Here is a 26,314-nt window from a genome sequence, read left to right on the forward strand (position 1 = left end):
ATCCCATCGGTGGGCACCAGCTGAATCGCCGGACACAGGCAACCCACAGTTCCCTCCCGTCGTCCTCTGAATCGCGAGCGGCCTCCGCTGACCAACGGGGCGCCTTTGCTCGGTACTTGAGGACTTGAGGAGGGGACCTTGTTCCGTGCCCGGCGAATATGGGTCACCGCTGCGGCGGTGCTCGCGGTGGCGGGGGGATCGCCAGGGCTGGCGCAGTCGGCAGTGCCGTCGGACGCCAGACCGTCAAGCACAGCGGCCGATCAGGCAGGTGGCCTGCCGCCCGGCTGGAGGATCGCCGGTGAGGGGGCCGAGCGGCAGCTGGTCTGGCACTCGACCGCCCCGGTGCCCATGGGAGACGCGCGCGTCGAGTTCTACTCCGGGGGCCGGATGCTGGGCGTCCCGCAACCGGACCGGGGCGGCCGCACGTTCCGCCTCGACCTCGGCCGGGCCGGGACGACGCCCAGTCTGACGGACCTTCATGTGCAGGCCGGAGGACGGGAGTTGGACGCCTCCGGCCGTGCCGAGACCCCGGGCGGGCGGCGCTCCGCGGCGGCTGCGCCGCCCGCCCGGCTTCCGGCGAACTCCGTCGATCCCGGGAAACCGGGCCGGTACGGCACGACCACCGGCGAGTACGACCTCGACCCCGTGAAGCTGCCCGGCTTCCCGCAGCCGGTGGAGATGCGTGCCGTGGTGGTCGCGCCGAAGGGCGCCACCGGCCACCGGCCGCTCGCCCTGTTCCTGCACGGCCGCCACTCCACCTGCTACACCCGTACGGACGTCACGGGTGACTGGCCCTGCCCGCAGGGCACGAAGCCGATCCCTAGCTACCGGGGCTACCTGCGCGACCAGCGGCTGCTGGCGTCGCAGGGCTATGTGACGGTGTCGATCTCGGCCAACGGCATCAACGCCCAGGACGACGCGGCCGAGGACGGCGGCGCACAGGCCCGCTCCTCGCTGGTGCGTCTGCACCTGGCCCGCTGGGCGGACTGGGCGGCCCACCCGGGCTCGGCCCCCGCAGCCGTACGGAACGCGCCTGCGGCCGACCTCTCGCGCGTCCTGCTCGTCGGCCACTCGCGCGGCGGCGAGGGCGTGAACCGCGCGGCGATGGACAGCCTCTATCCGCCGCCCGCCGCGCAGGACGGCTACCACGGCCCGGTGCGCTGGCACATCCGCGGCACCGTGCTCATCGGACCGACGATCTTCGGCCAGAATCCGGTCGCGGACGTGCCGTCGGCGACGATCCTGCCGGGCTGCGACGGCGACGTCTCCGACCTGCAGGGCGAGGTGTACGTCGACGGCACTCGCGGGGTCAGCAAGGGTGCCGCACTGCACAGCGCGGTGTACGTGGTGGGCGCCGACCACAACTTCTTCAACACCGAGTGGACTCCGGGGCAGGCGCAGGCGCCCGCCGAGGACGACTTCTACAACGACCCGGGGCACCGGGACCCGGTGTGCTCGCCGGGCACCGCGACCCGGCTGACCGCGAACCAGCAGCACAAGGCGGGCAGCACCTACATCGCGGCGGCCGCCCGGCTGTTCGTCGCCGGCGACGACCGCGTACGGCCGCTGCTCGACGGGTCGGGTCGGCGCGCGCCGTCGGCCGATCCCGCGCGGGTGCTCACGCACGCGGTCGGGGCGAACCGCGGCGACGGGTTCCTGCCGGACGGCAAGGTCACGGTGACCGGCGGACGGCTGTGCTCCGCGGTGGATCCGGACGCGCACGTGGCCTGTCTGGGCCGGGGCGTGAAGGGGGCGTCGCCGCACTTCGCGCAGTGGGAGACGGATCGTGAGACCGGTCGTCGCGCGGTCGCGCTGCAGTGGTCGTCGGCCGGATCGGCGGCCCGGGTGCGCTCCGATGCGCCGGTGTCGCTGGGCGGCGCCAAGGAGCTGGCCCTGCGGGTGATCGTGCCGCCCAACTCGAAGGGCACCAAGCTCGACGTGTCCCTCACCGACACCCACGGCAAACGGGCCGCTCTCGGCCGCATCGCCGTCGACGGCCTGCCGGGCACCGAGCGGACCGCCTCCTACTGGGCGCGCGAGGTGCGCGTCCCGTTGTCGGCGGCGTCCCGGGCCGGTCTCGATCTGAAGCACATCAAGTCCCTTGAACTGACGCCGCGTTCACGGTCGGGGAAGGCTTGGCTGATGGATGCCTGGGGCTGGCGCCCGGGCACCCCTGCGGTGCATGAGGCGGCGCTGCCGCGCGTCGACCTCGGCCGTACGACCGTCAAGGAGGGCGACTCGGGCGTCCGTACATACCAGGTGCCGGTGCAGGTGTCCGGGCAGGGCAGCGGGCAGGTGCGGGTGTACGTCGTCGACCCGGTCACCGGCAAGGCTGAGGAACACCTCGTCACGGTGCGTCCGGGCAGCCAGGACATCGACGTACCGGTCGAGGTGAAGGGCAACACACGCTTCTCGTACGACGTGGACAACACGGTGATCGTGAAGGCCGTGCAGGGCGCGGTCATCGGCTCGTACCGCGGTGGGATCACGGTGCAGAACGACGACCCCATGCCCGCGATCACCGTGACACCGGTAGCGGACCGGGTGGCCGAGGGGAAGCCGCTGAAGTGGAAGGTGTCGCTGTCCGAGGCCGCAGACGTGGACCTGAGCCCGACGTTCGCCGTCGCGCCGGTCACCGGCGGTCCGGAGCTGTCCACCAAGGACGTCGACCCGGCGTGGCTCGCCAACGCCTCGGGCGAGTCACCGGATCCGGAACGCCCCCTGTCGCAGATCAAGTACCTCTCCTTGGGGGCTGACGTGCCCAAGGGAAAGCTGAGTGCGGAAGTGTCCCTGCCGACGGTCAGGGACCGGGTGACGGAGCCGGCCGAGTCGGTGCGCTTCCAGCTGACGAACGACAACGGTGATCCGCAGCCCGGCGGGCCGGTGCTGAGCGGCACGGTGCTGGACGCGTCGTAGGCCTGCGTTCGCCGTGGTGACGGCCGCGCGGTTCTCCCGGGAGGACCGCGCGGCCGTACGCGTCTCAGGGCTGCAGCGTCACGCGGATGCCGACGGTGCCCTTCAGGCCTCGGCGCAGGCGGCTGCCGAGCAGCGTGAGGCGGCCGGCGATGCCGTACTTGTGGGCGATCAGCTCGCGGTAGCGGGCGACGGTCGCCTCGTCGCCGATCTCCGCGGTGGCCGGGAGCTGCGCGCCGGTCGGGTTGCCGCGCAGGTCACAGGGGCCGGCGAGAATGTCGCCGCGGGCCCGGATCCGCTTGACCTTCCAGGAGTCGGCCGGCGTCCACACACCGAGCGTGTCGCCGTCGCGCACCACCCACACCGGGGTGGCGACCGGGGTGCCGTTCTTGCGGTAGCTGGTGATCAGCAGGTACTTGCCCGCGCCGAGCCGCTCCAGCGACGTGTCGTCCATAGCGAAAGTCTAAGCAGGGGTGCCCGAAGTCAGCCCCCGGTTCGGCAGCGCCCCGAAAGGGGCGCGGGGAACGGCGCGACCAGCCACAACGGCGCCGCAGACGAAAAACGGCCCACACCGCGGAGCACTACGCCCCGAGCAGTTCGAGATACCGCCGCGCAAAAAGGTACGCATCCCCCGGCCACCGCGCCGACAAATAGGTGCCGTCCTGGACGACGAAGGCATGCGAATCGTCGTCCGCCGTACCGCGCCGGGTCAGTACCCGGGGGCCACGCTCGAACTGGACGGCCGGGTCACCGAGGGCGGACCGCACCTCGTCCTCCACGTACGCCGGGTAGGTGCGGTAGTAGCGGCCGAGGCGCCAGGCGGTGGTCAGGTAGGCGGTGCGTTCCATGTACTTGGGCAGACAGGTCGTCCGGCGGTCCGCGAGAAGGCTGCGGCCCGTTTCGGGGTCCCGGGTCCGGGCCAGGACGAGCACTCCGTGGCAGATCGCACCGACCGGCCGGCCCAGCGCCCAGAACCGGGCGACCTGCTGCTGCAGCTGGTCCGAGCCGAGGTACTGCCGCATGCCGGGCGCATGTCCGCCGGGCAGCAGCAGCCCGTCGTACGCCGTCACGTCCACGTCGGCCCAGGCGGTCGTCGCGGTGAACTCCGGGGCGGCGGTGAGCTGTTCGTAGAACCGTTTGGGCTCGTCCTCCGCTCCGAGCTGCCCGAAGAGCACGCCGGTCAACAGCCGTGCATCGGCAGCGGGCCGGGTACGGGCGCGCTCGGTGGCGAAGACGACCTGGTGCCCGGCGTCGGTGAGCAGCCGCCAGGGCACGGCGACCTCGGTGACGTCGAAGTCGTGGTCGGGGAGCGGGATCAGCACGCGCATGGGGGTCATCATGCAAGGCTGTCACGTGTCCATGACACCCCGACCTGTGGATTGGTTCAGTCGAGTGCCGCCACCATCCGCCGGACGCCTTCCGTGATCAGCTCGGGCGAGGCCGCCAGATTCAGGCGTACGTGTCCCGTCCCGCCGGTACCGAAGGGGAGTCCCGAGTTCAGTGCCACCCTCCCCCGCTCCAGGAACACCTCCGCCGGATCGTCGCCGAGGCCGAGGGCGCGGCAGTCGAGCCAGGCCAGGTAGGTGGCCTCGCCGGGACGGTGGACGATGGCGGGAAGGTGTTCGGCGAGCAGGCCGGTGAGCAGCCGCCGGTTGTCGTCGAGGCCGGTGAGCAGCGCGTCCAGCCAGGCGGTGCCGTCGGTCAGGGCGGCCGTGTGGGCGATGACGCCGACGTGGCTGGGACCGTGGCTGACCTCCTCGGGCACGCGGGCGAGGTCGGCGGCGGCCGCGGGGCCTGCGATGGCGAGCGCCGCTTTCAGCCCTGCCAGGTTCCACGCCTTCGACGCGGACATGAGAGACAGGCCGTTCTCCGCGCCCGGGACGCTCAGGTACGGCACGAAGTCGGCGCCCGACGCGGTCAGCGGGGCGTGGATCTCGTCGGCGACGACGCGCACGCCGTAGCGGCCGGCGAGGTCGGCCACGGCGGCCAGTTCCCCGGCGGTGTGCACGGTTCCGGTCGGGTTGTGCGGGCTGCACAGCAGGTAGGCGGCCCGCCGGCCGCCGGCGACCGCCTGCTGGAAGGTCTCCTCCAGGGCCTCGAAGTCGATGCGCAGGTCCGCCCCGAGCGGAGCCTCAAGGACCTGCCGGTCCATGTGCTCGATGAACTGGTAGAACGGCGGATACACGGGCGGGTTGACGACGACCGCATCCCCGTGCCCGGTGACCAGCTTGAGCATCTCGACGATGCCCAGCATGACGTCCGGCACGATCGCCGTGCGCTCCACGGCGAGCCCGTCCCACCCCCACCGCTTCTCGGCAAAGGCGGCCAGTGCCTCGGCGTAGGCGGTGCCCGCCGGGTAGCCGGTGTCCCCGAGCGCGAGTGCATCGGTGACCGCGCGGACGACGGGTTCGGCGAGCGGTACGTCCATCTCGGCCACCCACAGCGGCAGCACATCGGCCGGGTAGGTTCGCCATTTCATGCTCGTACGACATCGCAGGCGGTCGAGGGAGAGTGCGGTCAGGGGATTCGGTTCACCGGACGTGCCGTGCGGGATGCTGGTCATGGGGCACAAGATAGGCGGCTGCGGTGTGCCCTGGCAGGACCTGGAGGCGTGTGCTGGGAAGACACCCGCCCCTCCCCCTCGGCAGACGCCAACTCCGCCCTCTACATTGCCGGTTGACGCCGTACCCGGCGCACCATCAGGCACTCCAGGAGCAGAGCCCGTGACGGAGAACCCGGCAGCCACCGAAGATCCCGCCGCGACGCTGCGCAGCCGCATCGACACGCTGCGCCCGCACACGGCCCGGATCTGGAACTACTGGCTGGGCGGCAGCGACTACTACGAGGTCGACCGCGTCGCGGGCGACCGGATCCGGGAGCTCCATCCGGCCATCGGCGAGTACGCCCGCGCCGACCGCCTCTTCCTGGGACGCGCCGTGCGTCACCTCGTGGCGGACGCGGGGATCCGGCAGTTCCTCGACATAGGCACCGGCCTGCCCACCGCCGACAACACGCACGAGGTCGCCCAGCGTCTCGCCCCGGACGCACGGATCGTCTACGTCGACAACGATCCGCTCGTGCTGGCGCACGCCCGCGCCCTGCTCATCAGTTCACCCGAGGGCCGCACGGACCACCTGGACGAGGATCTGCGCAACGTCGACTCGATCCTGGAGCGCGCCGCCGACACCCTGGACCTCACGCAGCCGGTCGCCCTGATGCTGCTCGGGGTGGTCATCTTCATCGGCGAGGACGAGGACCCGTACGGCATGGTGCGGCGGCTCATGGACGCCCTGCCCTCCGGCAGCCGCCTCGTCCTCTCCCACACCATCACGAGCCCCGCACTGCCCGAGGTGGACGAGGCGGTCCGCTTCTGGAACGAGCACGGCACCCCGTCGCTGACCCAGCGCACGCCCGAGGCCGTGGCCCGATTCTTCGACGGTCTGGAGCTTCTGGAACCGGGCGTGGTCTCCTGCTCGCGCTGGCGGCCCGAGCAGACGGACGCGGGCGAGCCGCAGGAAGTGGCCATGTACGGCGGGGTCGGCCGCAAACGGTGAGAAGATCGCCCGCGCGCTGAACGCGACCGTCCCCGGCCACGTATGGAGAGAGGGCACTCAACGACCGCAGGGCCCCGCGGTGTTCACGCCGCGCGTTCGGGTTCGGGAGCCATGCATGAGGCACGCACGACGACGGATCGTCCGGCGAGTGACGCGACTGGCGGCCGTCGGCGGACTCCTCCTCGGAGGAGCGATGGTGACGCAGGCAGCCATGGCCAGCGAGACGCCCGGCACCTCCGCCCTCCCGTTCAGCGCCTCGGGGACCTCGGACAACCCCGGTGCCGCGCTCGTGTCCGAGCTCGGCACCTCCCGTACGGCCGGCACCTGGATCGGCGCGGACGGACGTCCGGTCGTCGCGGTGACCGACGAGAAGGCGGCAGCCGAGGTCAAGCGCCAGGGTGTCGAGGCGAAGATGGTCGGCCACAGCATGAACGAGCTGAAGGCGGCCGCGTCGACCCTGCGTTCGGCGCCCCGGGTCGCAGGCACGGCGTGGGTCATGGACTACCGCACCAACCAGGTGGTGGTGCAGGCCGACAGCACCGTCTCGGCCACCGACTGGTCGAGCATGACCAAGGTCGCGGGCGGCATCGGCAGTTACGTCCGCATGGAGCGCACCCAGGGCACCTTCACCACCCGTCTCAACGGGGCGTCGCCGATCCTGTCCACCGGCGGGCGCTGCTCGGCGGGCTTCAACGTGACCAACGGGCAGAGCGACTTCATCCTCACCGCCGGGCACTGCGGGCCGACCGGGTCCATCTGGTTCGCGGACAACCGGGGCGACCAGCAGCTGGGCAAGACGGTGCAGCAGAACTTCCCCGGCAGCGACTTCTCCCTGGTCCAGTACGCGAACGGCGCGGCGGGCGCCGGAGCCGACATCGTGGCCATCGGCAACGGCAACGGGGTGCGCATCACCGGTGTCGGCGATCCGGCCGTCGGGGAGCGGGTCTTCCGCAGCGGCAGCACCAGCGGACTGCACGACGGGGAGGTCAAGGGGCTCGACGCCACGGTGAACTATCCGGAGGGCACCGTCACCGGCCTCATCGAGACGAATGTGTGCGCCGAACCCGGGGACAGCGGTGGCCCGTTGTTCTCCGAGGGCATCGCGCTGGGCGTGACCTCGGGCGGCAGCGGCGACTGCACATCGGGTGGTACGACGTTCTTCCAGCCGGTGACGAAGGCGATGCAGGCGCTCGGCGTCCAGATGATCGTGTCGAAGCAGGCCGCCGCCGGGCAGAGCGCCTCCCCCAGCTCGGCACCGTCCGCCTCGGCCACGCACAGCGCGATCGCACCCGGCACGACGTCACCCGGCTCCTCGACCCCCGTGACGGGCATTGCGAACGGTTCGACGCTGCTGGCCCGGCTCACGAACCCCCAGAACATCGGTCCGGGAATGCTGGTGATCGGAGGCAGCCTGCTCGCGCTGGTGGCCACCCGCTGGATCCGTGCGGAACAGGACCGCAAGGCGTACCGGCGCTACTACTCGGCGACTTGGGGCTGATGCGTCGGCCTCGGGAAGCAGAGGAGGGCCGGGGCCAATACGAGGAGGCGGTGCTCAGGCCGCCCGCGCCGGCTGCGGGGCCGCTGCGGCCCACTCCAGGACGAGGCGCTGGTACTCCTCGCGCTGCTCGCCGCTCAGTGTCCCGCCCGCCCGGCGCCACAGGGCCCGGATCTCCTCGTTGACCTCGGCTGCCGAGCGATCGGAGACGGGTTCAACAGTGGTGGACATGCTGTGAAGCATACGGCTCCGAAGGTGAAGGCACTGTGAGTAAGGCAACATGAAGCGGGCATATCGGACGTGTTACTGATCACGTCATCTGGCAACACCGGCGGCCGAGTTCACACCTCCGCCGACCCCAGCACCAGCACCTGGATGGCCAGGACGGCCGCACCGCGGGCCCAGTCGTGGAAGTCGGACACCTTGGTCTCCAGGGGGACCGGGCGGGCCATCGGATGCCGGTGGGCAGTGATCGTCTCCCGCACTGTGTCTCCGGCCACATCCATCAGACCGACACCCTCGCCCGCGAGGAGGATCTTCTGCGGCATCGCGAAGTTGGCGATCTGGGCGACAAGGGTGCCGAGGGCGCGCCCCGCCTCGTCGACTACGCGGCCGGGCATGGGCTCACCGGCGGCAGCGAGGGCGAGGATCTCCTCGTATGTCCGGTCACGACCGGTGGCGGCCCGGACCTGATAGCGGATGCTGGAGATGGTCAGCAGCGAGACGGCGCTGCCGCGCTCGCCGTCGGGGGTGAGCGGCCCGTTGGGATTGATGATCCAGTGGCGGCCGAAGCCTCGGTCCTCCTCCGCACAGGGCACGCGTTTGCCGCCCAGGACCAGCCCGTAGCCGATGCCGGCGCCGATGGTGAGGACGACGAAACGGTCCAGGCCGCGGCCGGCGCCGAACCAGGTCTCGGCCTCGACGAGGGCGGCGACATCGTTCTCGACGACGACGGGCAGCCCGGTGCGCTCCTCGACGAGCCCGGCCAGCGGGACGTCACGCCACCGCAGGAACGGTGACTCCCCCACCACGGCACGGTCCTCGACCAGACCGCCCACGCCGATGCCGATGCCGGCGAGCCGCGGGTGGGCACGGGCGAGCTCGGCCGTCATCTCCGCGAGCAGGTCGGCGACTTCGGCCGGGTCATGGGTGGTGAGCGGGCGGTCGTGGCGCGCGACGATGTCGCTGCGCAGGGTGGTGACGACGCCGTAGACCATGTCCTCGGTGATCTTGAAGCCGATGAAGGAGCGGGACTCGGCGACGACGGCCAGCGGCTGCGAGGGGCGCCCCAGGCGCACCTCCGCCGGGGCTCCTGCCTCGGCGACCTCGATCAGCAGGCCCGACTCGATCAGCGGCTTGGTCAGCCGGGTGAGGCTGCCCGCGGAGAGGTCGAGCCGCCGGGCGAGTTCGGTGCGTGACAGCGGGCCGTTGACGAGCACCTCGATCGCCACGGAGCGCTCGCCGGGGCTCAGCGGAAGCCAGCTGTCGGCAACTGTGGTCATGAAGGTCAGACTCCCACATGATTTCTTTCGCCATAAAAGCAACCAGGTCAGGATAGCGCGCGCCGCAGGCCTGGAAAAAGATGTGCGCGGGCCCCTTGACGCATGGATTCTTTCGCACCAAAAGTAAATGGCCAGAGGACGAGCCGCCGCAGACGAGGGAGTCTCCCGATGACCATCGCCTCCAGCAGCCCTCCGTCGCGCCTGCCACTGCGCGGCGCGGAGGGGGCAGGGACCGAGCAGAGGACGGGACGGGCCAAGGCCCGTGAGAACGGGGGCGACGGACGGCTGGCCGCGGTGTTCATCGCGCCGGCACTGCTGGGCTTCACGGTCTTCCTGCTCTGGCCGACGCTGCGGGGCATCTTCCTGAGCTTCACCCGCTTCAACCTGCTCACCCCCGCCGAGTGGGTGGGCCTGGACAACTACGTACGGATGGTCCACGACCCGATCTTCTGGGATTCGCTGAAGGTCACCGTCGAGTACGTGGTGATCAACATCGGCATCCAGACGGTGTCCGCGCTCGCCATCGCCGTACTGCTGCAGCGGCTGACCCAGTCGGCCGTGCTGCGCGGGATCGTGCTGACGCCGTATCTGATGTCGAACGTGGTCGCGGGCCTGGTCTGGCTCTGGGTCCTGGACAACCAGCTCGGCATCGGCAATGAGATTATCTCGGCGCTGGGCTTCGACCGCATCCCGTTCCTGGCGGACGAGACCTGGGCGATCCCGACGATTGCGCTGATCAATGTGTGGCGGCACGTCGGTTACACCGCGCTGCTGCTGTTCGCCGGTCTGCAGGCCATTCCGAACGACGTGTACGAGGCCGCGAAGGTGGACGGCGCGAGTGAGTGGCGGATGTTCTGGCGGATCACGATGCCGCTGCTGCGGCCGGTGCTGGCGGTCGTGCTGATCATGACGGTGATCGGTTCGTTCCAGGTGTTCGACACGGTCGCCGTGACGACCGCCGGCGGCCCGGCGAACGCGACCAACGTGCTCCAGTTCTACATCTACGGCGCCGCCTTCGGCCGCTTCCAGTTCGGCTACGCCTCGGCGATGTCCGTGGCCCTGCTCGTGGTGCTGAGCGCGATCACCGTCCTGCAGTACCGGCTCACCCGGGCCGGCCAGAGCGATCTCGGCTGACGGGAAAGGAGACCGACATGGCTGCCGTGACCACTACGACGACCACTCGCATCCGGCCCCTCGGGCGCCGGCCCTCCCTGGGCCGCATCGCCGCCTGGGCGGTGATGGCCGCGATCGTGCTCGTCACCCTGCTGCCGTTCTACTGGATCCTGCGCACCGCGCTGTCCACCAACAGCGGCCTCGCCGCGCACCCGTCCGACCCGCTGCCGGTCGGCCTGACCACCGGTGGTTTCGAGCGAGCGCTCGGCCTGCAGTCGACCAGGGAGGCGATCGCCCAGGGCGGTGCGGGCGGCGGGCTGAAGTTCTGGCGCTATCTGCTCAACTCGGTGATCGTCTCGACGCTGATCACCGTCTGTCAGATCTTCTTCTCCGCGATGGCCGCGTACGCCTTCGCCCGGCTGCGCTGGCGCGGCCGGGACAAGGTGTTCGGCCTGTTCCTCGCGGGGCTGATGGTGCCGACGATCTTCACGCTGCTGCCGAACTTCGTGCTCATCAAGCAACTCGGCCTGGTAGACACCCTGTTGGGGATCGCGCTGCCGACGATGTTCATGACGCCGTTCGCGGTGTTCTTCCTGCGCCAGTTCTTCATGAACATCCCGAGCGAGGTCGAGGAGGCGGCGCTGCTCGACGGCGCCGGAAAGGTGCGGATCTTCTTCCGGGTGCTGCTGCCGATGGCGTCGACGCCGGTCATGACGCTCGCGGTGCTGACATACATCACGGCCTGGAACGACTACTTCTGGCCGTTGATGGTCTCCTACAGCGACAGCTCCCGCGTCCTCACGGTGGCCCTGGCGATCTTCCGGGCGCAGACCCCGCAGACCGGCACCGACTGGTCGGGCCTGATGGCGGCCACGCTCATCGCCGCCCTCCCGATGCTCGTGCTGTTCGGGTTCTTCGCGCGCCGCATCGTCGGCTCCATCAGCTTCACCGGCATCAAGTAAGGGGACGGACATGCGAGTTCGTATGCGTACGGTCGCGGCACTGGCCGGAGCGCTGGCGCTGTCCCTGGTGAGCGGATGCGCCAAGGGCGGGGCCGGTGCGTCGTCGGACACGGTGACGTACTGGCTGTGGGACTCCAACCAGCTGCCCGCCTACCAGGCGTGCGCCAAGGGCTTCGAGAAGCAGAACCCCGGACTGCAGGTGAAGATCACCCAGTTGGGCTGGGACGACTACTGGACCAAGCTCACCGCCGGCTTCATCGCCGGCACGGAACCGGACGTCTTCACCGACCACATCCAGAAATTCGGCCAGTTCGCCGACCTGAAGGTGCTGGAGCCGCTGGACGACCTGGGCATCGACCCGGCCGCCTACCAGAAGGGTCTCGCCGACAACTGGATCGGCCAGGACGGACACCGTTACGGCGCCCCGAAGGACTGGGACACGGTCGCCCTCTTCTACAACGAGAAGGCGGCGAAGGCGGCCGGTCTCACCGCCGGGCAGCTGAACAACCTGTCCTGGAACTCGAAGGACGGCGGCACCTTCGAGAAGGCCGTCGCCCACCTCACCGTGGACAAGAACGGCAAGCGGGGCGACGAACCGGGCTTCGACAAGAACAACGTCAAGGTGTACGGCCTGGCCAGCAACGGCGCCGGGGACGGCGACGGCCAGACCCAGTGGAGCAACTTCGCCGCCTCCGCGGGCTGGACCTACACCGACAAGAAGCGGTGGGGCACCAAGTACGGGTACGGCTCCAAGGCCTTCCAGTCGGTCGTCAAGTGGTACTTCGGGCTGGCGAAGAAGGGCTACATGGCGCCCTTCACCGCCTACAACTCCCAGTCCAGTCCGGGCAACGCGCAGGTGGCCGCGGGCAAGGCGGCGGCCACGTTCGACGGGGCGTGGATGATCTCGACGTACGCCGGCTTCAAGGGCATGAAGATCGCCACCGCGCTCACCCCCGAGGGCCCCACCGGCAAGCGCGCCACCATGATGAACGGCCTCGCCGACTCCATCACCAAGAATGCCGCGGGCAAGGCGGGCGCGAAGAAGTGGGTGCGGTACCTGGCCTCTGACGAGTGCCAGAAGACGGTGGGCAGTTACGGCATCGTCTTCCCGGCCACACCCGACGGCACGAAGGCCGCGGTGGCGGCATACAAGAAGAAGGGCATCGACGTCACGGCCTTCACCGGGCCGGTCGCCGACAAGAAGGACTTCACGACCTTCTCCTACCCGATCACCAACTACGCGGCCGACGTGTTCGCACTGATGCACCCGGCCATGCAGGACATCTACGGCAACGGCAAGTCCGTGAGCAGCCTCGACAAGACCAACAGCCAGATCAACCTGATTCTCGACCAGTGAGTCGACTGAGTCGACCTGTCACTCGACCCATGAAGGGCATGCCTTACATGACGTTCTCCCTCGGCATCGTCGGTGCCGGCCAGTTCTCCGGCCAGTTCGCCACGCTGTTCCAGGCCCACCCCGGCGTCAGCGACGTCCATGTCACCGACCTCCTGCCCGAACGGGCCGAACAACTCGCTTCCGCACAGCAGTTGGCGGGCACCTTCCCGTCCTACGAGGCGATGCTGGAGTCCCCGGCCGTCGATGCGGTCGCGATCTTCACGCAGCGCTGGACGCACGGGCCGCTCGTGCTGCAGGGCCTGAACGCCGGCAAGCACGTGTACTCCGCGGTCCCCATGGCGATAGCCACGGAGGAGATTGCGGCGATCATCGACGCGGTCAAGGCGACCGGGCTGACGTACATGATGGGCGAGACCAGCCAGTACAACCCGGCGACCGTGCACGCCCGCAACCAGATCGCCGAGGGCGCCTTCGGGCGGATCTTCTACGCCGAGGGCGACTACGTCCACGACATGGATCTGGGGTTCTACGAGGCGTACCAGTACAGCGGCGGCGCGGACTGGAAGCAGACCGCCAGCTATCCCCCGCTGCTCTACCCCACGCACTCGGTGGGCGGGGTGCTCGGCGCCTGGCAGACGCATGCGGTGAGCGTGTCGGCGATCGGTGTGGTCGACGAGCGGGGCGACGGCGTCTTCGACAAGGACGTCAGCCAGTTCGGCAACGACTTCTCCAATGCGACCGCGCTGTTCGAGGTGGCGGGCGGCGGTTCGTTCCGTACGAACGAGTTCCGGCGGGTGGGCTATCCCTCGCACATCCGGGAGTCGCGTTTCCGGTTCTTCGGCACGGACGCGAGCATGGAGCAGCTCGCCACCGTGGCCCTGTGGCAGGACAAGAAGGGTGTGAAGGACATCAGCGAGCTGCTGGAGCCCAAGCCCACCATGTCTCCTGACGATCCGTCACTTCAGCACATTGCGCCGGAACTTCGGGCCGCCTTCACCTCGGGTTCGGCGCCGGTGCACGATCGCGCGCGGCTGCCGCGGGAGTTCGACAACCTGCACAACGGGCACGAAGGCAGCCACCACTTCCTGGTCGACGACTTCGTGACCGCCGTGAACACACGGTCGCTGCCGTCGGTGAACGCGTGGGTGGCCGCCCGCTACACCCTGCCGGGCATCGTCGCGCACGACTCGGCACGGCAGGGCGGGGCCAGGCTGGAGATCCCGGACTTCGGGGACGCGCCCGAGGCGTGACGACCCTGAGCGAGCCGGGTGCCTGCGTTTACGCGTCAGGTGCCCGGCTTGCGGCCGTAGACGAAGACGTCGTCGCCGGTCTTCAGCAGCGACCAGTACTTCTGGGCCGTGGCGGGGGTCATGTTGACGCAGCCGTGCGAGCCCGGCGGGTTCCACATGCTGAGGTTCACGGAGTGGAAGGCCTGGCCGCCGTCGAAGAACTGGCTGTAGGGCATGGGCACGTTATAGATGTCCGATACGTGGTTCTTGTCCCGCCAGTAGATCTTCTTCAGGCCGGTGCGGGTCTCGAAGCCGTCGCGGCCGGTGCGGACCGGGACGGGGCCGTAGACGAGCCTGCTGCCGTCCTGGATCCAGCTGAGCTGGAGCGTGAGGTTCACGCAGGCGATGCGGCCCTTGTTGACGGGGCATGCGCCGTCCCTGTTGGGGTGGTTCCCGACGGCCTTCTGCTTGTTCATGAGATCCATCACGCCCCACGTGACGGAGCCCGCGTACCCGATGTTCGGGGTGATGCCGTGCTTGGTCTGGAAGGCCTTGATCGCCTTGCAGTCGATGGCGGACTGCTTGCCGTCGACGGTCAGGCCGAGGAACTTCTCCACCTGCTTCTGGTAGGGCCCGGTCTGTGTGGTGCAGCCCGTGGCCGCCTGCGCGGGCGCGCTGCCCAGGGCGAGGGTGAGCGGCGCCACCAGTCCGGTTATCCCGAGTGCGACGGCTCCCCGTCTGCGTATGTCCCCCATGGCCTGCCTTGCCTTTCGTGCGGATGGGTCGTCTGATCTGCGATGTCTGCCAGCTAGACCGGCGTCCGGCGCGATCGGTTGCAGGAGTCCCTCACGATGCGACGAAACGGTGACATTCGCAGTGCCGCAGGTCACAGGGTGATGCTTTGCACCGCCAGGGCCTGCCCGGCGGATCAGGTCGGCTGCAGGTAACGGCGCTTGTCGGCCGCCCCGAGCGGGGTCTGGGGTGTGCAGCTGCCTGTCGGAGGACGCCTCGCGGGAGGCGAGGAAGGCGACGGCGGAGGCGATGTCGACGACGGCGCCGTGGCCCGAGGCGGCCAGGTGCGGGAGGGCTGCGCGGCAGCAGCGGTAGGTGCCGGTCAGGTTGATGTCGAGGTCGCGGGCCCACGCGTCGTCCCGGCCGTCCTCGAAGAGCGGGGTGTGCGGGGTGCAGCCCGCCGTGCTGTTGACCAGGACGTCGAGCGAGCCGAAGGCGGCGACGGCGGTGACGAGAACTCCGTATCCCTCGAAGCGCTTGGTGTCAGCCATGGGCCGCAGCTACTCCCCCGAAGATCCACAGGGCAGGTAGCGTGCGCCCATGTCCGCGTTTCTGCAGCAACTCCCCGCGCTGATAGGTGTCGTGATCGGTGCGCTCGGTTCGTATCTGGCGGTGGTGCGGGGTGATCAGGCGCGGTTCAGGCGGGAGCAGGCGGCGCGCTGGGAGGAGCGGCGGCTCGCGGTGTACGCCGACTACGCGCAGTCGTTGAAGAGGTCGGTCACGCTGACCTACCGGGTCGCCGCACATTTCGGCAACGACCCGAACCCGCACCCCTTGTCGCCCCAGGAGGCGGAGCCGCTGCTGACCGAGGCGCAGCTCGCCCGGGATCCGGTCGGCGAGGCACTGATCCTGCTGGGCAGCACCGAGGTGGTGCAGAAGGCCCAGGAGTGGGTGCTGACCGTGGTGGAGATGGAACGGTTCCTGCGGGACGGTACCCACGATCCGGCGGCCTGGCGGGCCCTGGTGGAGCGGCAGTTGGCCGGCCGCCGGGGGTACTACGCGGCGGTGCGGGAGGATCTCGCCCTGCCGCCGGGTCACTCGGCACGCTGGTCCGTGCCCCAGCCGTGAGTCACCGGTAACCGGTCACATCCGCCGGCTTCCCCGCGTCCTGGACCTCGACGAGGTAGCGCCAGGCGTCCGGGCGGCTGCCGTCGAGGTCCGTGAAGCCGTACTCGTGGGCGAGTGAGCCGCTGGAGAGGGACTCGCCGTTCCAGCGGGAGACGTCCGGGTCGGCGGCCAGCGCGGCGACGGCTCGGCCGACGTAGCGGGGTGTCTCGGAGATGGCGAAGTGGGGGACGCGTTCGAGGGCGTCACGCCAGTTGTCCTCGCGGACGCCGAACTGGTCGAGCATGATCTCCGAGAGCAGCCAGCCCGGGGTGAGGGCGACGGCGGTCGCGCCGCGCGGGCCCAGTTCGTGGGCCAGGGCGAAGGCCATGCGCAGCACGGACGCCTTGGCGAGGTCGTAGAAGAAGGAGACGCGGTAGGTGTCGCGGTTGTACTCGGCGGTTCCGTCGGTGACCTCGACGACCAGTCCGCCGGGATGACGCAGGAGCAGCGGCAGGGCGTGGTGGCTGGTGACGGCGTGCGTCTCGACGGCAAGCCGGAGCAGCCTCAGTCCCTTGTCGAGGTCGTGCTCCCAGACCGGGCGGTCCCACTCGAAGAGCGTCTCGCCGCCCCAGATGTCGTTGACGAGGATGTCGAGGCGGGCCTGCTCGTCCGCGATGCGGTCCACGAGGGTGCGGACCTGTGCGGGTTCGAGGTGGTCGGTGGGTACGACGATGCCCTGGCCGCCCGCCTGGGTGACGAGGTCGGCGGTGTCCTCGATGGTCTCGGGGCGGTCGTACTCGGAGCGCTGGGCACGGGTGGTGCGTCCGGTGACGTAGACCGTGGCGCCGGCCGCACCGAGTTCCACGGCGATCCCGCGGCCCGCGCCCCGCGTCGCCCCGGCGACCAGCGCCACCTTGCCCTTCAGCGGTGCGGACATGTCCGGCCTCCCGTTCCCCTACGACTGCTGTCACCGTCGAGGGTGCCGGGAAATCCGGACATCCTCTGTCGCCTTTCAGGTAGCGGGCTGGACGATCACCCGGCCGGCCGCAGCCGTGCGCGCCGTACCATCACCTCCCATGATCACCGTGATCTTGACCGTCGGGCTGGCGTTCCTCGGCTACCTGGCGACGTAGCGGCAGGCTCGACTGGACCGTGTCAACGCCCAGTTGAGCGAGTTCTACGGACCGCTGTTCGCGCTGATGGAGGCCAACAGCCGGGTCTACGACACGTTCGCCGCAAAGTTCGTCCGCCCGGACGGACGGGACCCGTTCGACCACGACATACCGCCGAGCGAGGACGAGTTGGCGCAGTGGCGGACCTGGGCCACGACCGTGTTCGTCCCCAACATCCGTGCCATGCGGGACGTGGTGGTGACCAAGGCGGATCTGCTGATCGAGGAGGAGATGCCGGACGCGCTCCTGCAGTTGTGCGCACATGTCTCCGGGTACGAGATCGCCGTCGCGCGCTGGGCGCAGGGCGACTTCGGTGAGCATCTCTCGGTCGTGACGTTTCCCGGCCGCGGACTGCAGGAGTACACCCGCGACCGGTTCACACGGCTGAAGAGCGAACAGGCCCGGCTGCTGGGGCGCTCCTCGCGTTTGGGCCTGTCCGGGGCTCAGTGGCCGCGGGCGATCCATTCCTCCAGGTGGGGGGCTTCGGCGCCGATGGTGGTCGAATCGCCGTGGCCGGTGAGCACCTTGGTCTCCGGAGGGAGGGAGAGCAGGCGGTCGCGGACGGAGTTGATGATCGTCGGGAAGTGGGAGTAGGAGCGACCTGTCGCGCCGGGCCCGCCCTGGAAGAGGGTGTCGCCGGTGAAGACCGTGGCCAGGGCGGGATCGTAGAGGCAGACGGCGCCCGGCGCGTGGCCGGGGGTGTGGAGGACCGTGAGGTCGGCCCCCGCCGCCTCGATGACCTGGCCGTCGACCAGGTGGGCGTCGGGGTCCCGGTCGGGGTGGGTCTGCTTCCACAGCGGCAGGTCGTCGGGGTGCAGCCAGATGGTCGCGCCGGTGCGGTCGGCCAGCGCGGGTGCGGCGTCGATGTGGTCGTTGTGGGCGTGTGTGCACACGATGGCAACCAGGCGGCGGTCGCCCACGGCTTCGGCGATCGCGTCGGCGTCGTGGGCCGCGTCGATGACGATGACCTCGTGGTCGTCGCCGACGAGCCACACGTTGTTCTCCACCTCCCAGGTGCCGCCGTCCAGGCTGAAGGTGCCGGAGGTGACGAGGCGTTCGATGCGGGCCCCGGTCATCAGAGCACCACCACCGAGCGCAGCACGTCGCCGTGGTGCATCCGCTCGAACGCCTTCTCCACGTCGGTGAGTTGGATCGTCTCGGTGACGAACTTGTCCAGCGGCAGGCGGCCCTGCAGATGCAGGTCGATCAGCATCGGGAAGTCCCGGGAGGGCAGGCAGTCGCCGTACCAGGACGACTTGAGCGCGCCGCCCCGCCCGAACACGTCCAGGAGCGGCAGTTCGAGCTTCATCTCCGGGGTGGGCACGCCGACCAGGACCACGGTCCCGGCGAGATCGCGGGCGTAGAAGGCCTGCTTGTACGTCTCCGGGCGGCCCACCGCCTCGATGACCACGTCGGCGCCGAAGCCGCCGGTCAGCTCGCGGATCGCCTCCACCGGGTCGGTCTCCTTGGAGTTCACCGTGTGCGTGGCGCCCATCTCACGCGCCGTGGCCAGTTTCCGGTCGTCCAGGTCCACCGCGATGATCTTCGCGGCGCCGGCCAGGTTCGCCCCGGCGATCGCCGCGTCGCCCACTCCGCCGCAGCCGATCACGGCCACGCTGTCGCCGCGGCCGACACCGCCGGTGTTGATCGCGGCCCCGATTCCGGCCATCACGCCGCAGCCCAGCAGCCCGGCCACCTGCGGTGTCACACTCGAATCGACCTTCGTGCACTGCCCGGCCGCCACCAGCGTCTTCTCGGCGAACGCGCCGATGCCCAGGGCCGGTGACAGCTCCTGACCGGTCGAGGCGAGGGTCATCTTCTGCTCGGCGTTGTGGGTGTTGAAGCAGTACCAGGGCCGTCCCCGCAGACAGGCGCGGCAATTGCCGCACACCGCACGCCAGTTGAGGATCACGAAGTCGCCGGGCGCGACATCGGTGACGCCCGCGCCGACCGACTCCACCACCCCGGCGGCCTCATGTCCGAGCAGGAAGGGGAAGTCGTCGCTGATGCCGCCCTGCTTGTAGTGCAGATCGGTATGACACACCCCGCACGCCTGGATCCGTACGACCGCTTCCCCCGGCCCCGGGTCGGGCACGACGATCGTCTCCACCCGCACCGGCTCGCCCTTGCCCGGTGCGATCACGCCGCGTACTTCCTGCGCCATGGTGTTGAAACCTTTCGTCGGCGGATGTCCGTCCCTCCGACCCTACGTGTGACTGATCGGTAACGGAGTCCGCCCGGGACCGGCCGCCCCTCGGGGCGGGCGCCGACGTAGCCTGAATGCTCCGCACGACTCCTGAGGAGCGCCGTGAGCATCGCAGAGACCGAGACCCGCCCGCCCGCCTGGCGGCTGCTCCTCTCCTATGTGCGACCGCATCGCTGGGCCCTGCTGACGGGCGCGCTGCTGTCGCTGGTCACGGGAGCCACCGGGCTGTTGCTGCCGCTGGTGGCCAAGGGATTGATCGACGACCTGTCGCACGACCGGGCCATCACCGGCGCGCTGCTCGCCATGTCGGCTCTGGTGGTCACCAACGCCGCGGTGGGCGCGCTCGGTTCGTATGTGCTGCGCCGCACCGCGGAGTCGGTGGTGCTGGGCGCGCGGCGCGCCCTGTCGTCGTATCTGCTGCGGCTGCGGATCACTGCGGTCGATCGCAGCGAGCCGGGCGATCTGATGGCCCGCATCACCTCCGACACCACGCTGCTGCGCGAGGTCACCACCGACTCGCTGGTGGGCCTCGGCACGGGCGGGCTCACGCTCGTCGCGACGGTGGCGATGATGGGCCTGGTGGATCCGGTGCTGCTCGGGGTCACCCTGTGCGTGATCCTCGGTGCGGGCACGGTGCTCGGCGTGATCGTGCCGCGCATCAACCGGGCGAGCCGGCAGGCGCAGGACGCGGTCGGTGTGATGGGCGCCTCGCTGGAGCGGATCCTCGGCGCACTGCGCACGGTGAAGGCGTCGGGCGCCGAGCACCGGGAGGAGCGGACGCTGCACGAGGCCGCCGAGAAGTCGTGGCGGCAGAGCGTGCGGGCCGCCAAGTGGTCGGCGGCGGCGGGCAATACGGCCGGTCTCGCGATGCAGATCGCGTTCATCACGGTGCTGGCGGTGGGCGGGGCGCGGGTGGCGACCGGTGCGATCCAGGTGGGCACTCTGGTCGCGTTCCTGCTGTACGTCTTCTACCTCATGTCGCCGATCCAGCAGGTGGTCGGCGCGATCACCCAATACCAGACGGGCGCCGCAGCCCTCGCCCGCATCCAGGAGGCGCTGGACCTGCCGTCCGAACCGGCGGCCCGCCCCACCCCGTTGCCCACTCCCGGCGCGGAACCGGCCGCGGTCGCCTTCGACGAGGTCCGCTTCCGGTACGCAGAGGACCTGCCGTACGTCCATCACGGGGTGACGTTCACGGTGCCGGCCCGCGGGATGACGGCGTTCGTCGGCCCGTCGGGCGCGGGCAAGACCACGGTGTTCTCCCTCATCGAGCGGTTCTACGATCCCGAGTCCGGCGGTATCACGCTGGACGGACTCGCCCTGCAGGACTGGGAGTTGCCCAGGCTCCGGTCGGCGATCGGATATGTGGAGCAGGACGCCCCCGTACTGTCGGGTTCGCTGCGGGACAATCTGCTGCTGGGCAACCCGGATGCGGACGAGGCCGCCGTGACGCGCGTGCTGAAGACGACCCGGCTGGACGGCCTGGTCGCGCGGCTGCCCAGCAGCCTCGACACGCTGGTGGGACACCGTGGCACCAAGCTGTCGGGCGGCGAGCGGCAGCGGGTCGCCATCGCCCGCGCGCTGCTGCGCCGGCCGCGGCTGCTGCTGCTCGACGAGGCCACCTCGCAGCTCGATGCGGTCAACGAGGCGGCACTGCGGGATACGGTCGCCGATGTCGCCCGTACTACTACGGTTCTTGTCGTTGCGCACCGGCTGTCGACTGTGACGATGGCCGACCGGATTGTGGTGATGGATGCGGGGCGGGTACGTGCGGTGGGGACCCATCGTGAACTGGTTGCCGCGGATCCGTTGTACGCGGAGTTGGCGGCCACGCAGTTCCTTGCCACCGCCGGGTGAAGGCTACTTCGATCGTCTGCGGCGCCGTCGTGGCTGGTCGCGCAGTTCCCCGCGCCCCTAAAAGCCTCGGCCCACCGTCGCGTACTCAGTTCTCCAGTCTGCGCAGCCGTTCGGCGTCACTTGTGCGGGGACAGGTCACGCAGGTCTCGGCGGGGCGGATCGCGTAGAACATGCAGCAGCCGGTGCGGGTGCGGGTGGTGTGCCGTCGGCCGTCGTCGCCCGTCAGGTACCGGAAGTCGGCGCCGGCCGGGTATGGGGGTACGCCGATCGGCAGCACTTCGGTGGCGGCCCGTACGGCGTCGTCCTCCTGGCCCAGAATCCGGCCGAGGTACCAGATGCCGGACACGAGATCGTCGGCGACCAAGCCCCACAGGGAACGCGCGCCGCGTCGTGCGACGGGGCCGATCGCGGCCAGCAGCGGACGCATGTGGTCGGCCACCGCCATGCGCAACGCGGCCCGCAGCGGCTCTTCCTGAGGGACCGTCAGCGCTCCGGTGAGCGGGGTGAGGGGGTCGCCGGGCAGGCAGGCGAGTTCGGTGCCGGGTGTGATCTCGTACGCACCCGTGGCGAGGTGCAGTCGCAGGTCCTCGGGGCGGATGCGGGGCACTCGCCGTTCGAGGTACCAGGTCCCGCCCATCAGCACGCCGAGCGTCCAGGCGTAGTCGTGCAGGGCGCGCGAGGCGGCGACGTCACGGCGGGCGGCGACCGCGTAACGGGCCTGGATGCGGGTCGCCTCGGCGTCGACGAAGGCGTCGAGCACGCCGCGGTCCGACACCAACTCGGCCGCTGTGACGTCGGCTCGGGTTTCGTCGCCCGGCTCCATGACCCGTACGTCCAGCGCTTCGCAGACGTCGGCGAGTCTGCGGTAGACATCGCCGAGGGCATGCGTGACGGCACCGGCGGGCGGGGTCTTCAGGGCCACGGGCATGGGCGCTCCAGCACAGGAGGTTCACAGAAGGTCAAGAAGGCAAGGCTTACCTTACTTCACTCCGGATGGGGTGATCCATAAGGCGTCCGCAGCACCTGATCATGGAACCCCCACGTCAGGGTCACCCCACAGCCAATTGAAAAGTAAAGGAAGGCTAGCCTAAGCTCACGGCTTGTGACTGCGACCCAACGGGGCGCACCTACCGGTGTGCCCTTCCATGCCCTCAGACACCTCCCCCTGTTCCTCGCCGGACTGGGCGCCCTGGTGCTCTGCACCGCGCTCAGCCTCGCTCTCGGCGCCCGGTCGGTGCCCCTGTCCACGGTGGCCGACGCGCTGTTCGGCCACGCCCAGGGCCGGGACGCGCTCGTGGTGACCGGGCTGCGGCTGCCGCGTACCGTCATCGGCCTCGCGGTGGGGGCGGCGCTCGGGGTCGCAGGGGCCGTGGCGCAGGGCATCACCCGCAACCCGCTCGCGTCGCCGACCACCCTCGGCATCAACGCGGGCGCCGGCTTCGCGGTCGTCGTCGCGATCTTCGCACTGAAGCTCAACGACCCTGTGCAGTATGTGTGGTTCGCGTTCGCGGGTGCGGCGGGCGCCGCCGTGTTCGCGCAGGCGCTGGCCCGTCGCGCCGGGGACATCGATCCCGTACGGCTCGCGCTGGGCGGCACCGTGCTCCAACTGGTCCTGCTGTCCTGGACGTCGGCGGTGATGCTGCTGAACCAGCGCACCCTCGACGAGGCCCGCTTCTGGCTGGCCGGATCCCTGTCCGGCAGGCCCCTCGATGTGCTGTGGCCGGTGCTGCCGACGCTGCTGCTCGGTCTTGTGGTCGCCCTCGCCGTCTCCCCCGCGCTCAACGCCCTTGCCCTGGGCGACGATTCGGCCCAGGCGCTCGGTGTGCCGGTGGCCCGGATCCGGCTGGCCGGCGGTGTCGCAGTGGTTCTGCTCGCCGGGTCGGCGGTCGCCGTGGCCGGACCGGTCGCGTTCATCGGCCTCGCCGCACCCCATCTCGTACGTCCCCTACTCGGCGCCGACCACCGCTTGCTGGTCCCCGGCTGTCTGATCGCCGGACCGCTGCTGCTGCTCTCGGCGGACGTCCTCGGCCGGATGGTGATCCGCCCCTCGGAGCTGGAGGTCGGCATCGTGACGGCGTTCCTGGGCGCGCCCCTGCTGGCGCTGCTGGCCCGGAAGGTGGCCCGATGACCGCCGCCGTCGCAACCGTCCGTACGAAGTCCACGTCCCGAATGCGGGTGCGTCGCCGTGTCCTGGCGTTCGCCGCGTCCGCTCTCGTCACCCTGTTCGTGCTGCTCACCGTGTCCCTGACGACGGGTGAGATGCGGATGCCCGCGGCCACGGCGCTGCGTGCGCTGGTCGGGCTCGGGGATGCGGGGGACGTGCTGGTGGTGCAGCAGTTCCGGGCGCCCAGGGCGGTGGCGGCGATCGTCGCCGGTGCCGGTCTCGGGGCGGCGGGCTGTGTGCTGCAGCGGCTGTTCCGCAACCCCCTGGCATCTCCGGATGTCATGGGCGTGACAGGCGGAGCGTCGCTGGGTGCGGTGGCGCTGATCGCCGCCGGGGCCTCGCAGACGCTGATCCCGGTCGGGGCGCTGGGCGGGGGCCTGCTCTCAGCGCTGCTGCTGGGCGTGTTCGCCTGGCGGTCCGGAGTCGCCGTCACCCGGCTCGTTCTCACGGGGCTCGCCGTGCAGGCGGGACTGGCCGCCGCCGTGAACCTGATGATCGTGCGCTTCCCGGCGGAGCTCGCCGGGTCGGCGCTGCAGTGGACCACGGGCTCGGTGTACGGGCGGACCTGGACGGAGGTGTGGGGAGCAGCCGGCGCCATGGTGCTCGCGCTGGCCGCCGCCCTTCTGCTGCACCGCCGGCTGGCCGTGCTCGACCTCGGGGACGAGTCGGCGGGTGCCCTGGGCCTCGGGACGTCCGCCGCGCGCCTCCAACTCCTCTTCGTCGCCGTGGCGTTGGCGTCGCTTGCCGCCGCGCTCGCCGGTCCGGTGACCTTCGTGGCGCTCGCCGTGCCGCACATCGTGCGCTTCGTCACCGGCCCGCCGACGGCCGCGTCCCTGGGGCTGGCCGGTCTCACGGGGGCGGTGCTGCTGCTCGCCTCCGACCTGGTGGTGCAGCACCTGCTGCCGGTCGAGGGGCTGCCGGTGGGGGCGGTCACCGCCACGCTGGGCGCGCCCTGGCTGCTGGTGCTGATGCTCCGGCAGAGCTCACCCGTCCAGAAGAGCCACGCATGACCGGCGTCCCGGAACCACAGGAAGCGCATCAGGAGCCGCACATGACCACCGTCAACCAGCTCTCCACCGAGGGTCTCGATCTGCGCTACGACGACCGGCTCGTCGTCGGCGGGCTCGATCTGACGCTGCCGGGCGGCGCCGTCACCGCGATCGTGGGGCCCAACGCGTGTGGAAAGTCGACCCTGTTGCGTGGGCTGAGCCGGCTGCTCGCCCCGTCCGCCGGGACCGTCACACTGGACGGCGCGGACATCCACCGTATGTCCGCGCGGACGCTCGCCCGCCGGCTGGGGCTGCTGCCCCAGCAGCCGGTCACGCCCGAAGCGATCACCGTCGAGTCGCTCGTACGCCTGGGCCGTTATCCGCACCAGCGGCTGCTGAGCCCCTGGTCGGCGGCGGACCAGCGGGCGGTGGAGGATGCCTTGGAGCGCACCGGCACCACTGCCCTGCGCGACCAGCCGGTCGACCGGCTCTCCGGCGGTCAGCGTCAACGCGCCTGGATCGCGCTGGCGTTGGCCCAGGACACGGAACTGCTGCTGCTCGACGAACCGACCACCTTTCTCGACCTGCGGCACCAGCTCGACGTCCTCGACCTGGTCGCCGCCCTGCACACCGAGGCGGGCCGCACCGTGGTGATGGTGCTGCACGACCTCGGACAGGCAGCCCGCTACGCGGACCACATGGTGGTCCTCAAGGAGGGCCGCCTCGCCGCCGCCGGCGCCCCGGCCGACGTCCTCGACGCGGACCTGGTCAGGTCCGTGTTCGACGTGGACTGCCGGGTGATCCCCGACCCGGAGACCGGCACGCCGCTGGTCGTCCCGAAGAGCAGCGCGGTGCGGCATGCAGCCGCGTCCGCCTGACCCGCAACTCCCCTATCAGAAAGACCAACCCCCCATGTTGAAGCGCTCTCCCCTGCGCGGAATCGGCCGGCTGATCGCCGTGCTGCTCTCCGTCGTGCTCGGTACGGCCGTCCTGGCCGCCTGCGGCAGCGACAAGTCCGACGCCGCCGACACGGCGAAGGCCTCCGGCTCGGCTTCGGCCGGCTTCCCGCGGACCCTCAAGACCGTGATGGGCGACGTCAAGATCCCTTCGCAGCCGAAGCGGGTCGTGGTCCTCGACACCGGTGAGCTGGACGACGTCACCCTGCTCGGCATCGACCCGGTCGGCGCGGTCGCCCCGCACTTCAAGACCGAGGGCGGCTTCCCGACGTATCTGAAGGGCGAGTTGAGCGGCACCGCCGATGTCGGCCCGCTGCTGGAGCCCAACCTGGAGAAGATCGCCTCGCTGAAGCCCGATCTGATCCTGTCGTCGAAGGTCCGGCACGAGAAGGTCTACGACAAGCTCAGCGCCATCGCCCCGACCGTCTTCACTCAGACCACCGGCGGTGTGTGGAAGCAGAACCTGAAGGTGCACGCCGAGGCGCTGGGCCTGGAGAAGGAGGCGGCGGCGAAGCTCAAGGAGTACGAGACGCAGGCCAAGGCTCTGGGCGAGGCCATCAGGAAGAAGGACGGCGGCACCATGCCGACCGCGTCCGTGGTCCGCTTCATCGCCGGTCCGACCCGCCTCTACCAGTCCAACTCCTACAGCGGTGTCGTCCTGAACGACATCGGCTTCAAGCGGCCCAAGTCGCAGGTGTCGAACGACCCCGAGGTCACGATGAAGGACGTCAGCCCGGAGGAGATCGACCAGGCCGACGCAGATCTGGTCTTCGTCACCACCGCCGACACCCCGGACAAGACCCAGAAGAAGCAGGTGACGTCCAACCCGGTGTGGAAGTCCCTCCCGGCCGTCAAGAACGGCAAGGTCTACGAGGTCCCGGACGAGACCTGGATGTCCGGCATCGGCGTCCAGGCCGCGGAGCAGATGCTCAAGGACGTGGCGAAGGCCACCGGCGTGGAGCTCCCGAAGAAGTAACTCCCGCTCTTCAGGGGCGGGCCGCGACAC

General features: G+C 70.2%; 23 protein-coding genes and 1 pseudogene. 13 read left to right on the plus strand and 11 right to left on the minus strand.

The features are described 5' to 3' along the window. Positions 1-138 precede the first annotated feature (138 nt). Positions 139-2,916: a dienelactone hydrolase family protein gene (locus P2Q00_RS44960; RefSeq protein WP_275780590.1), complete on the plus strand. Its 2,778-nt coding sequence runs from the start codon at positions 139-141 to the stop codon at positions 2,914-2,916. Between the two features lie 64 nt (positions 2,917-2,980). Here the strand turns inward: P2Q00_RS44960 and P2Q00_RS44965 are convergent, their stop codons facing one another. From P2Q00_RS44965 to P2Q00_RS44975, 3 genes are all read right to left on the minus strand, one after another. Further along, positions 2,981-3,367 carry a PPOX class F420-dependent oxidoreductase gene (locus tag P2Q00_RS44965; protein WP_275780591.1) on the minus strand — a complete coding sequence of 129 codons (387 nt, stop codon included), beginning with the start codon at positions 3,365-3,367 and terminating at the stop codon, positions 2,981-2,983. A gap of 127 nt (positions 3,368-3,494) precedes the next feature. Then, a complete protein-coding gene (locus P2Q00_RS44970) occupies positions 3,495-4,241 on the minus strand; it encodes a type 1 glutamine amidotransferase domain-containing protein (protein WP_275780592.1) in 747 nt (248 codons plus the stop codon). A 56-nt stretch (positions 4,242-4,297) separates the two neighbouring features. Then, positions 4,298-5,476 carry a MalY/PatB family protein gene (locus P2Q00_RS44975; RefSeq protein ID WP_275780593.1) on the minus strand — a complete coding sequence of 393 codons (1,179 nt, stop codon included), beginning with the start codon at positions 5,474-5,476 and terminating at the stop codon, positions 4,298-4,300. 160 nt (positions 5,477-5,636) lie between these two features. Between P2Q00_RS44975 and P2Q00_RS44980 the strand changes: the two genes are divergently transcribed. Then, positions 5,637-6,467 (plus strand): SAM-dependent methyltransferase, encoded by an 831-nt coding sequence (locus tag P2Q00_RS44980; protein WP_275780594.1) that lies wholly within the window; start codon positions 5,637-5,639, stop codon positions 6,465-6,467. A gap of 148 nt (positions 6,468-6,615) precedes the next feature. Next, positions 6,616-7,965 carry a S1 family peptidase gene (locus tag P2Q00_RS44985; protein WP_439145909.1) on the plus strand — a complete coding sequence of 450 codons (1,350 nt, stop codon included), beginning with the start codon at positions 6,616-6,618 and terminating at the stop codon, positions 7,963-7,965. A gap of 54 nt (positions 7,966-8,019) precedes the next feature. Here the strand turns inward: P2Q00_RS44985 and P2Q00_RS44990 are convergent, their stop codons facing one another. Both P2Q00_RS44990 and P2Q00_RS44995 read right to left on the minus strand, forming a co-directional pair. Beyond that, positions 8,020-8,205, minus strand: coding sequence for a hypothetical protein (locus P2Q00_RS44990; protein ID WP_275780596.1), 186 nt, complete (start codon positions 8,203-8,205; stop codon positions 8,020-8,022). 98 nt (positions 8,206-8,303) lie between these two features. Next, positions 8,304-9,464: an ROK family transcriptional regulator gene (locus P2Q00_RS44995; protein ID WP_275780597.1), complete on the minus strand. Its 1,161-nt coding sequence runs from the start codon at positions 9,462-9,464 to the stop codon at positions 8,304-8,306. Between the two features lie 168 nt (positions 9,465-9,632). Between P2Q00_RS44995 and P2Q00_RS45000 the strand changes: the two genes are divergently transcribed. From P2Q00_RS45000 to P2Q00_RS45015, 4 genes are read left to right on the plus strand one after another with little or no spacing between them, the layout of a single operon-like run. Next, positions 9,633-10,598 carry a carbohydrate ABC transporter permease gene (locus tag P2Q00_RS45000; protein WP_275780598.1) on the plus strand — a complete coding sequence of 322 codons (966 nt, stop codon included), beginning with the start codon at positions 9,633-9,635 and terminating at the stop codon, positions 10,596-10,598. A 17-nt stretch (positions 10,599-10,615) separates the two neighbouring features. Continuing rightward, positions 10,616-11,539 (plus strand): carbohydrate ABC transporter permease, encoded by a 924-nt coding sequence (locus P2Q00_RS45005; protein WP_275780599.1) that lies wholly within the window; start codon positions 10,616-10,618, stop codon positions 11,537-11,539. Between the two features lie 10 nt (positions 11,540-11,549). Then, positions 11,550-12,896 carry an extracellular solute-binding protein gene (locus P2Q00_RS45010; RefSeq protein WP_275780600.1) on the plus strand — a complete coding sequence of 449 codons (1,347 nt, stop codon included), beginning with the start codon at positions 11,550-11,552 and terminating at the stop codon, positions 12,894-12,896. A 47-nt stretch (positions 12,897-12,943) separates the two neighbouring features. After that, positions 12,944-14,146: a Gfo/Idh/MocA family protein gene (locus tag P2Q00_RS45015; protein WP_275780665.1), complete on the plus strand. Its 1,203-nt coding sequence runs from the start codon at positions 12,944-12,946 to the stop codon at positions 14,144-14,146. Positions 14,147-14,181: 35 nt separating this feature from the next. On the opposite strand, the gene P2Q00_RS45020 is transcribed toward P2Q00_RS45015, so the two are convergent. Then, a complete protein-coding gene (locus P2Q00_RS45020; RefSeq protein WP_275780666.1) occupies positions 14,182-14,880 on the minus strand; it encodes a L,D-transpeptidase family protein in 699 nt (232 codons plus the stop codon). A 273-nt stretch (positions 14,881-15,153) separates the two neighbouring features. Further along, positions 15,154-15,408, minus strand: a pseudogene (locus P2Q00_RS45025) (SDR family NAD(P)-dependent oxidoreductase); the annotation flags it as partial. Between the two features lie 49 nt (positions 15,409-15,457). On the opposite strand from P2Q00_RS45025, the gene P2Q00_RS45030 reads away from it, so the two are divergent. Next, positions 15,458-15,985 (plus strand): hypothetical protein, encoded by a 528-nt coding sequence (locus P2Q00_RS45030; RefSeq protein ID WP_275780601.1) that lies wholly within the window; start codon positions 15,458-15,460, stop codon positions 15,983-15,985. Position 15,986: 1 nt separating this feature from the next. On the opposite strand, the gene P2Q00_RS45035 is transcribed toward P2Q00_RS45030, so the two are convergent. From P2Q00_RS45035 to P2Q00_RS45050, 3 genes are all read right to left on the minus strand, one after another. Continuing rightward, on the minus strand, positions 15,987-16,901 hold the full coding sequence (locus P2Q00_RS45035) for an SDR family oxidoreductase (RefSeq protein WP_275780603.1): 915 nt from the start codon (positions 16,899-16,901) through the stop codon (positions 15,987-15,989). A gap of 678 nt (positions 16,902-17,579) precedes the next feature. After that, entirely contained in the window at positions 17,580-18,212 is a 633-nt protein-coding gene (locus P2Q00_RS45045) for an MBL fold metallo-hydrolase (protein WP_275780604.1), read from the minus strand. Further along, positions 18,212-19,300: an S-(hydroxymethyl)mycothiol dehydrogenase gene (locus P2Q00_RS45050; protein WP_275780606.1), complete on the minus strand. Its 1,089-nt coding sequence runs from the start codon at positions 19,298-19,300 to the stop codon at positions 18,212-18,214. Before P2Q00_RS45050 ends, P2Q00_RS45045 begins: the two co-directional genes overlap by 1 nt. A gap of 144 nt (positions 19,301-19,444) precedes the next feature. On the opposite strand from P2Q00_RS45050, the gene P2Q00_RS45055 reads away from it, so the two are divergent. Next, on the plus strand, positions 19,445-21,199 hold the full coding sequence (locus P2Q00_RS45055; protein ID WP_275780608.1) for an ABC transporter ATP-binding protein: 1,755 nt from the start codon (positions 19,445-19,447) through the stop codon (positions 21,197-21,199). 85 nt (positions 21,200-21,284) lie between these two features. Here P2Q00_RS45055 and P2Q00_RS45060 read toward each other — a convergent pair whose 3' ends face one another. Next, positions 21,285-22,127 (minus strand): (2Fe-2S)-binding protein, encoded by an 843-nt coding sequence (locus P2Q00_RS45060; RefSeq protein WP_275780609.1) that lies wholly within the window; start codon positions 22,125-22,127, stop codon positions 21,285-21,287. Positions 22,128-22,334: 207 nt separating this feature from the next. On the opposite strand from P2Q00_RS45060, the gene P2Q00_RS45065 reads away from it, so the two are divergent. The 4 genes from P2Q00_RS45065 to P2Q00_RS45080 are packed head-to-tail and all read left to right on the plus strand — an operon-like array spanning position 22,335 to position 26,284. Further along, on the plus strand, positions 22,335-23,327 hold the full coding sequence (locus P2Q00_RS45065) for a FecCD family ABC transporter permease (RefSeq protein ID WP_275780667.1): 993 nt from the start codon (positions 22,335-22,337) through the stop codon (positions 23,325-23,327). Then, entirely contained in the window at positions 23,324-24,373 is a 1,050-nt protein-coding gene (locus tag P2Q00_RS45070; protein WP_275780610.1) for a FecCD family ABC transporter permease, read from the plus strand. The genes P2Q00_RS45065 and P2Q00_RS45070 overlap by 4 nt, the downstream gene beginning before the upstream one ends. Before the next feature lie 41 nt (positions 24,374-24,414). Next, entirely contained in the window at positions 24,415-25,230 is an 816-nt protein-coding gene (locus P2Q00_RS45075) for an ABC transporter ATP-binding protein (RefSeq protein ID WP_275780611.1), read from the plus strand. 34 nt (positions 25,231-25,264) lie between these two features. Further along, positions 25,265-26,284, plus strand: a complete 1,020-nt coding sequence (locus P2Q00_RS45080) for an ABC transporter substrate-binding protein (RefSeq protein ID WP_275780613.1) — start codon at positions 25,265-25,267, stop codon at positions 26,282-26,284. Positions 26,285-26,314 lie beyond the last annotated feature (30 nt).

This window comes from Streptomyces coacervatus, assembly GCF_029223485.1.
Taxonomy (GTDB): Bacteria; Actinomycetota; Actinomycetes; order Streptomycetales; family Streptomycetaceae; genus Streptomyces; species Streptomyces coacervatus.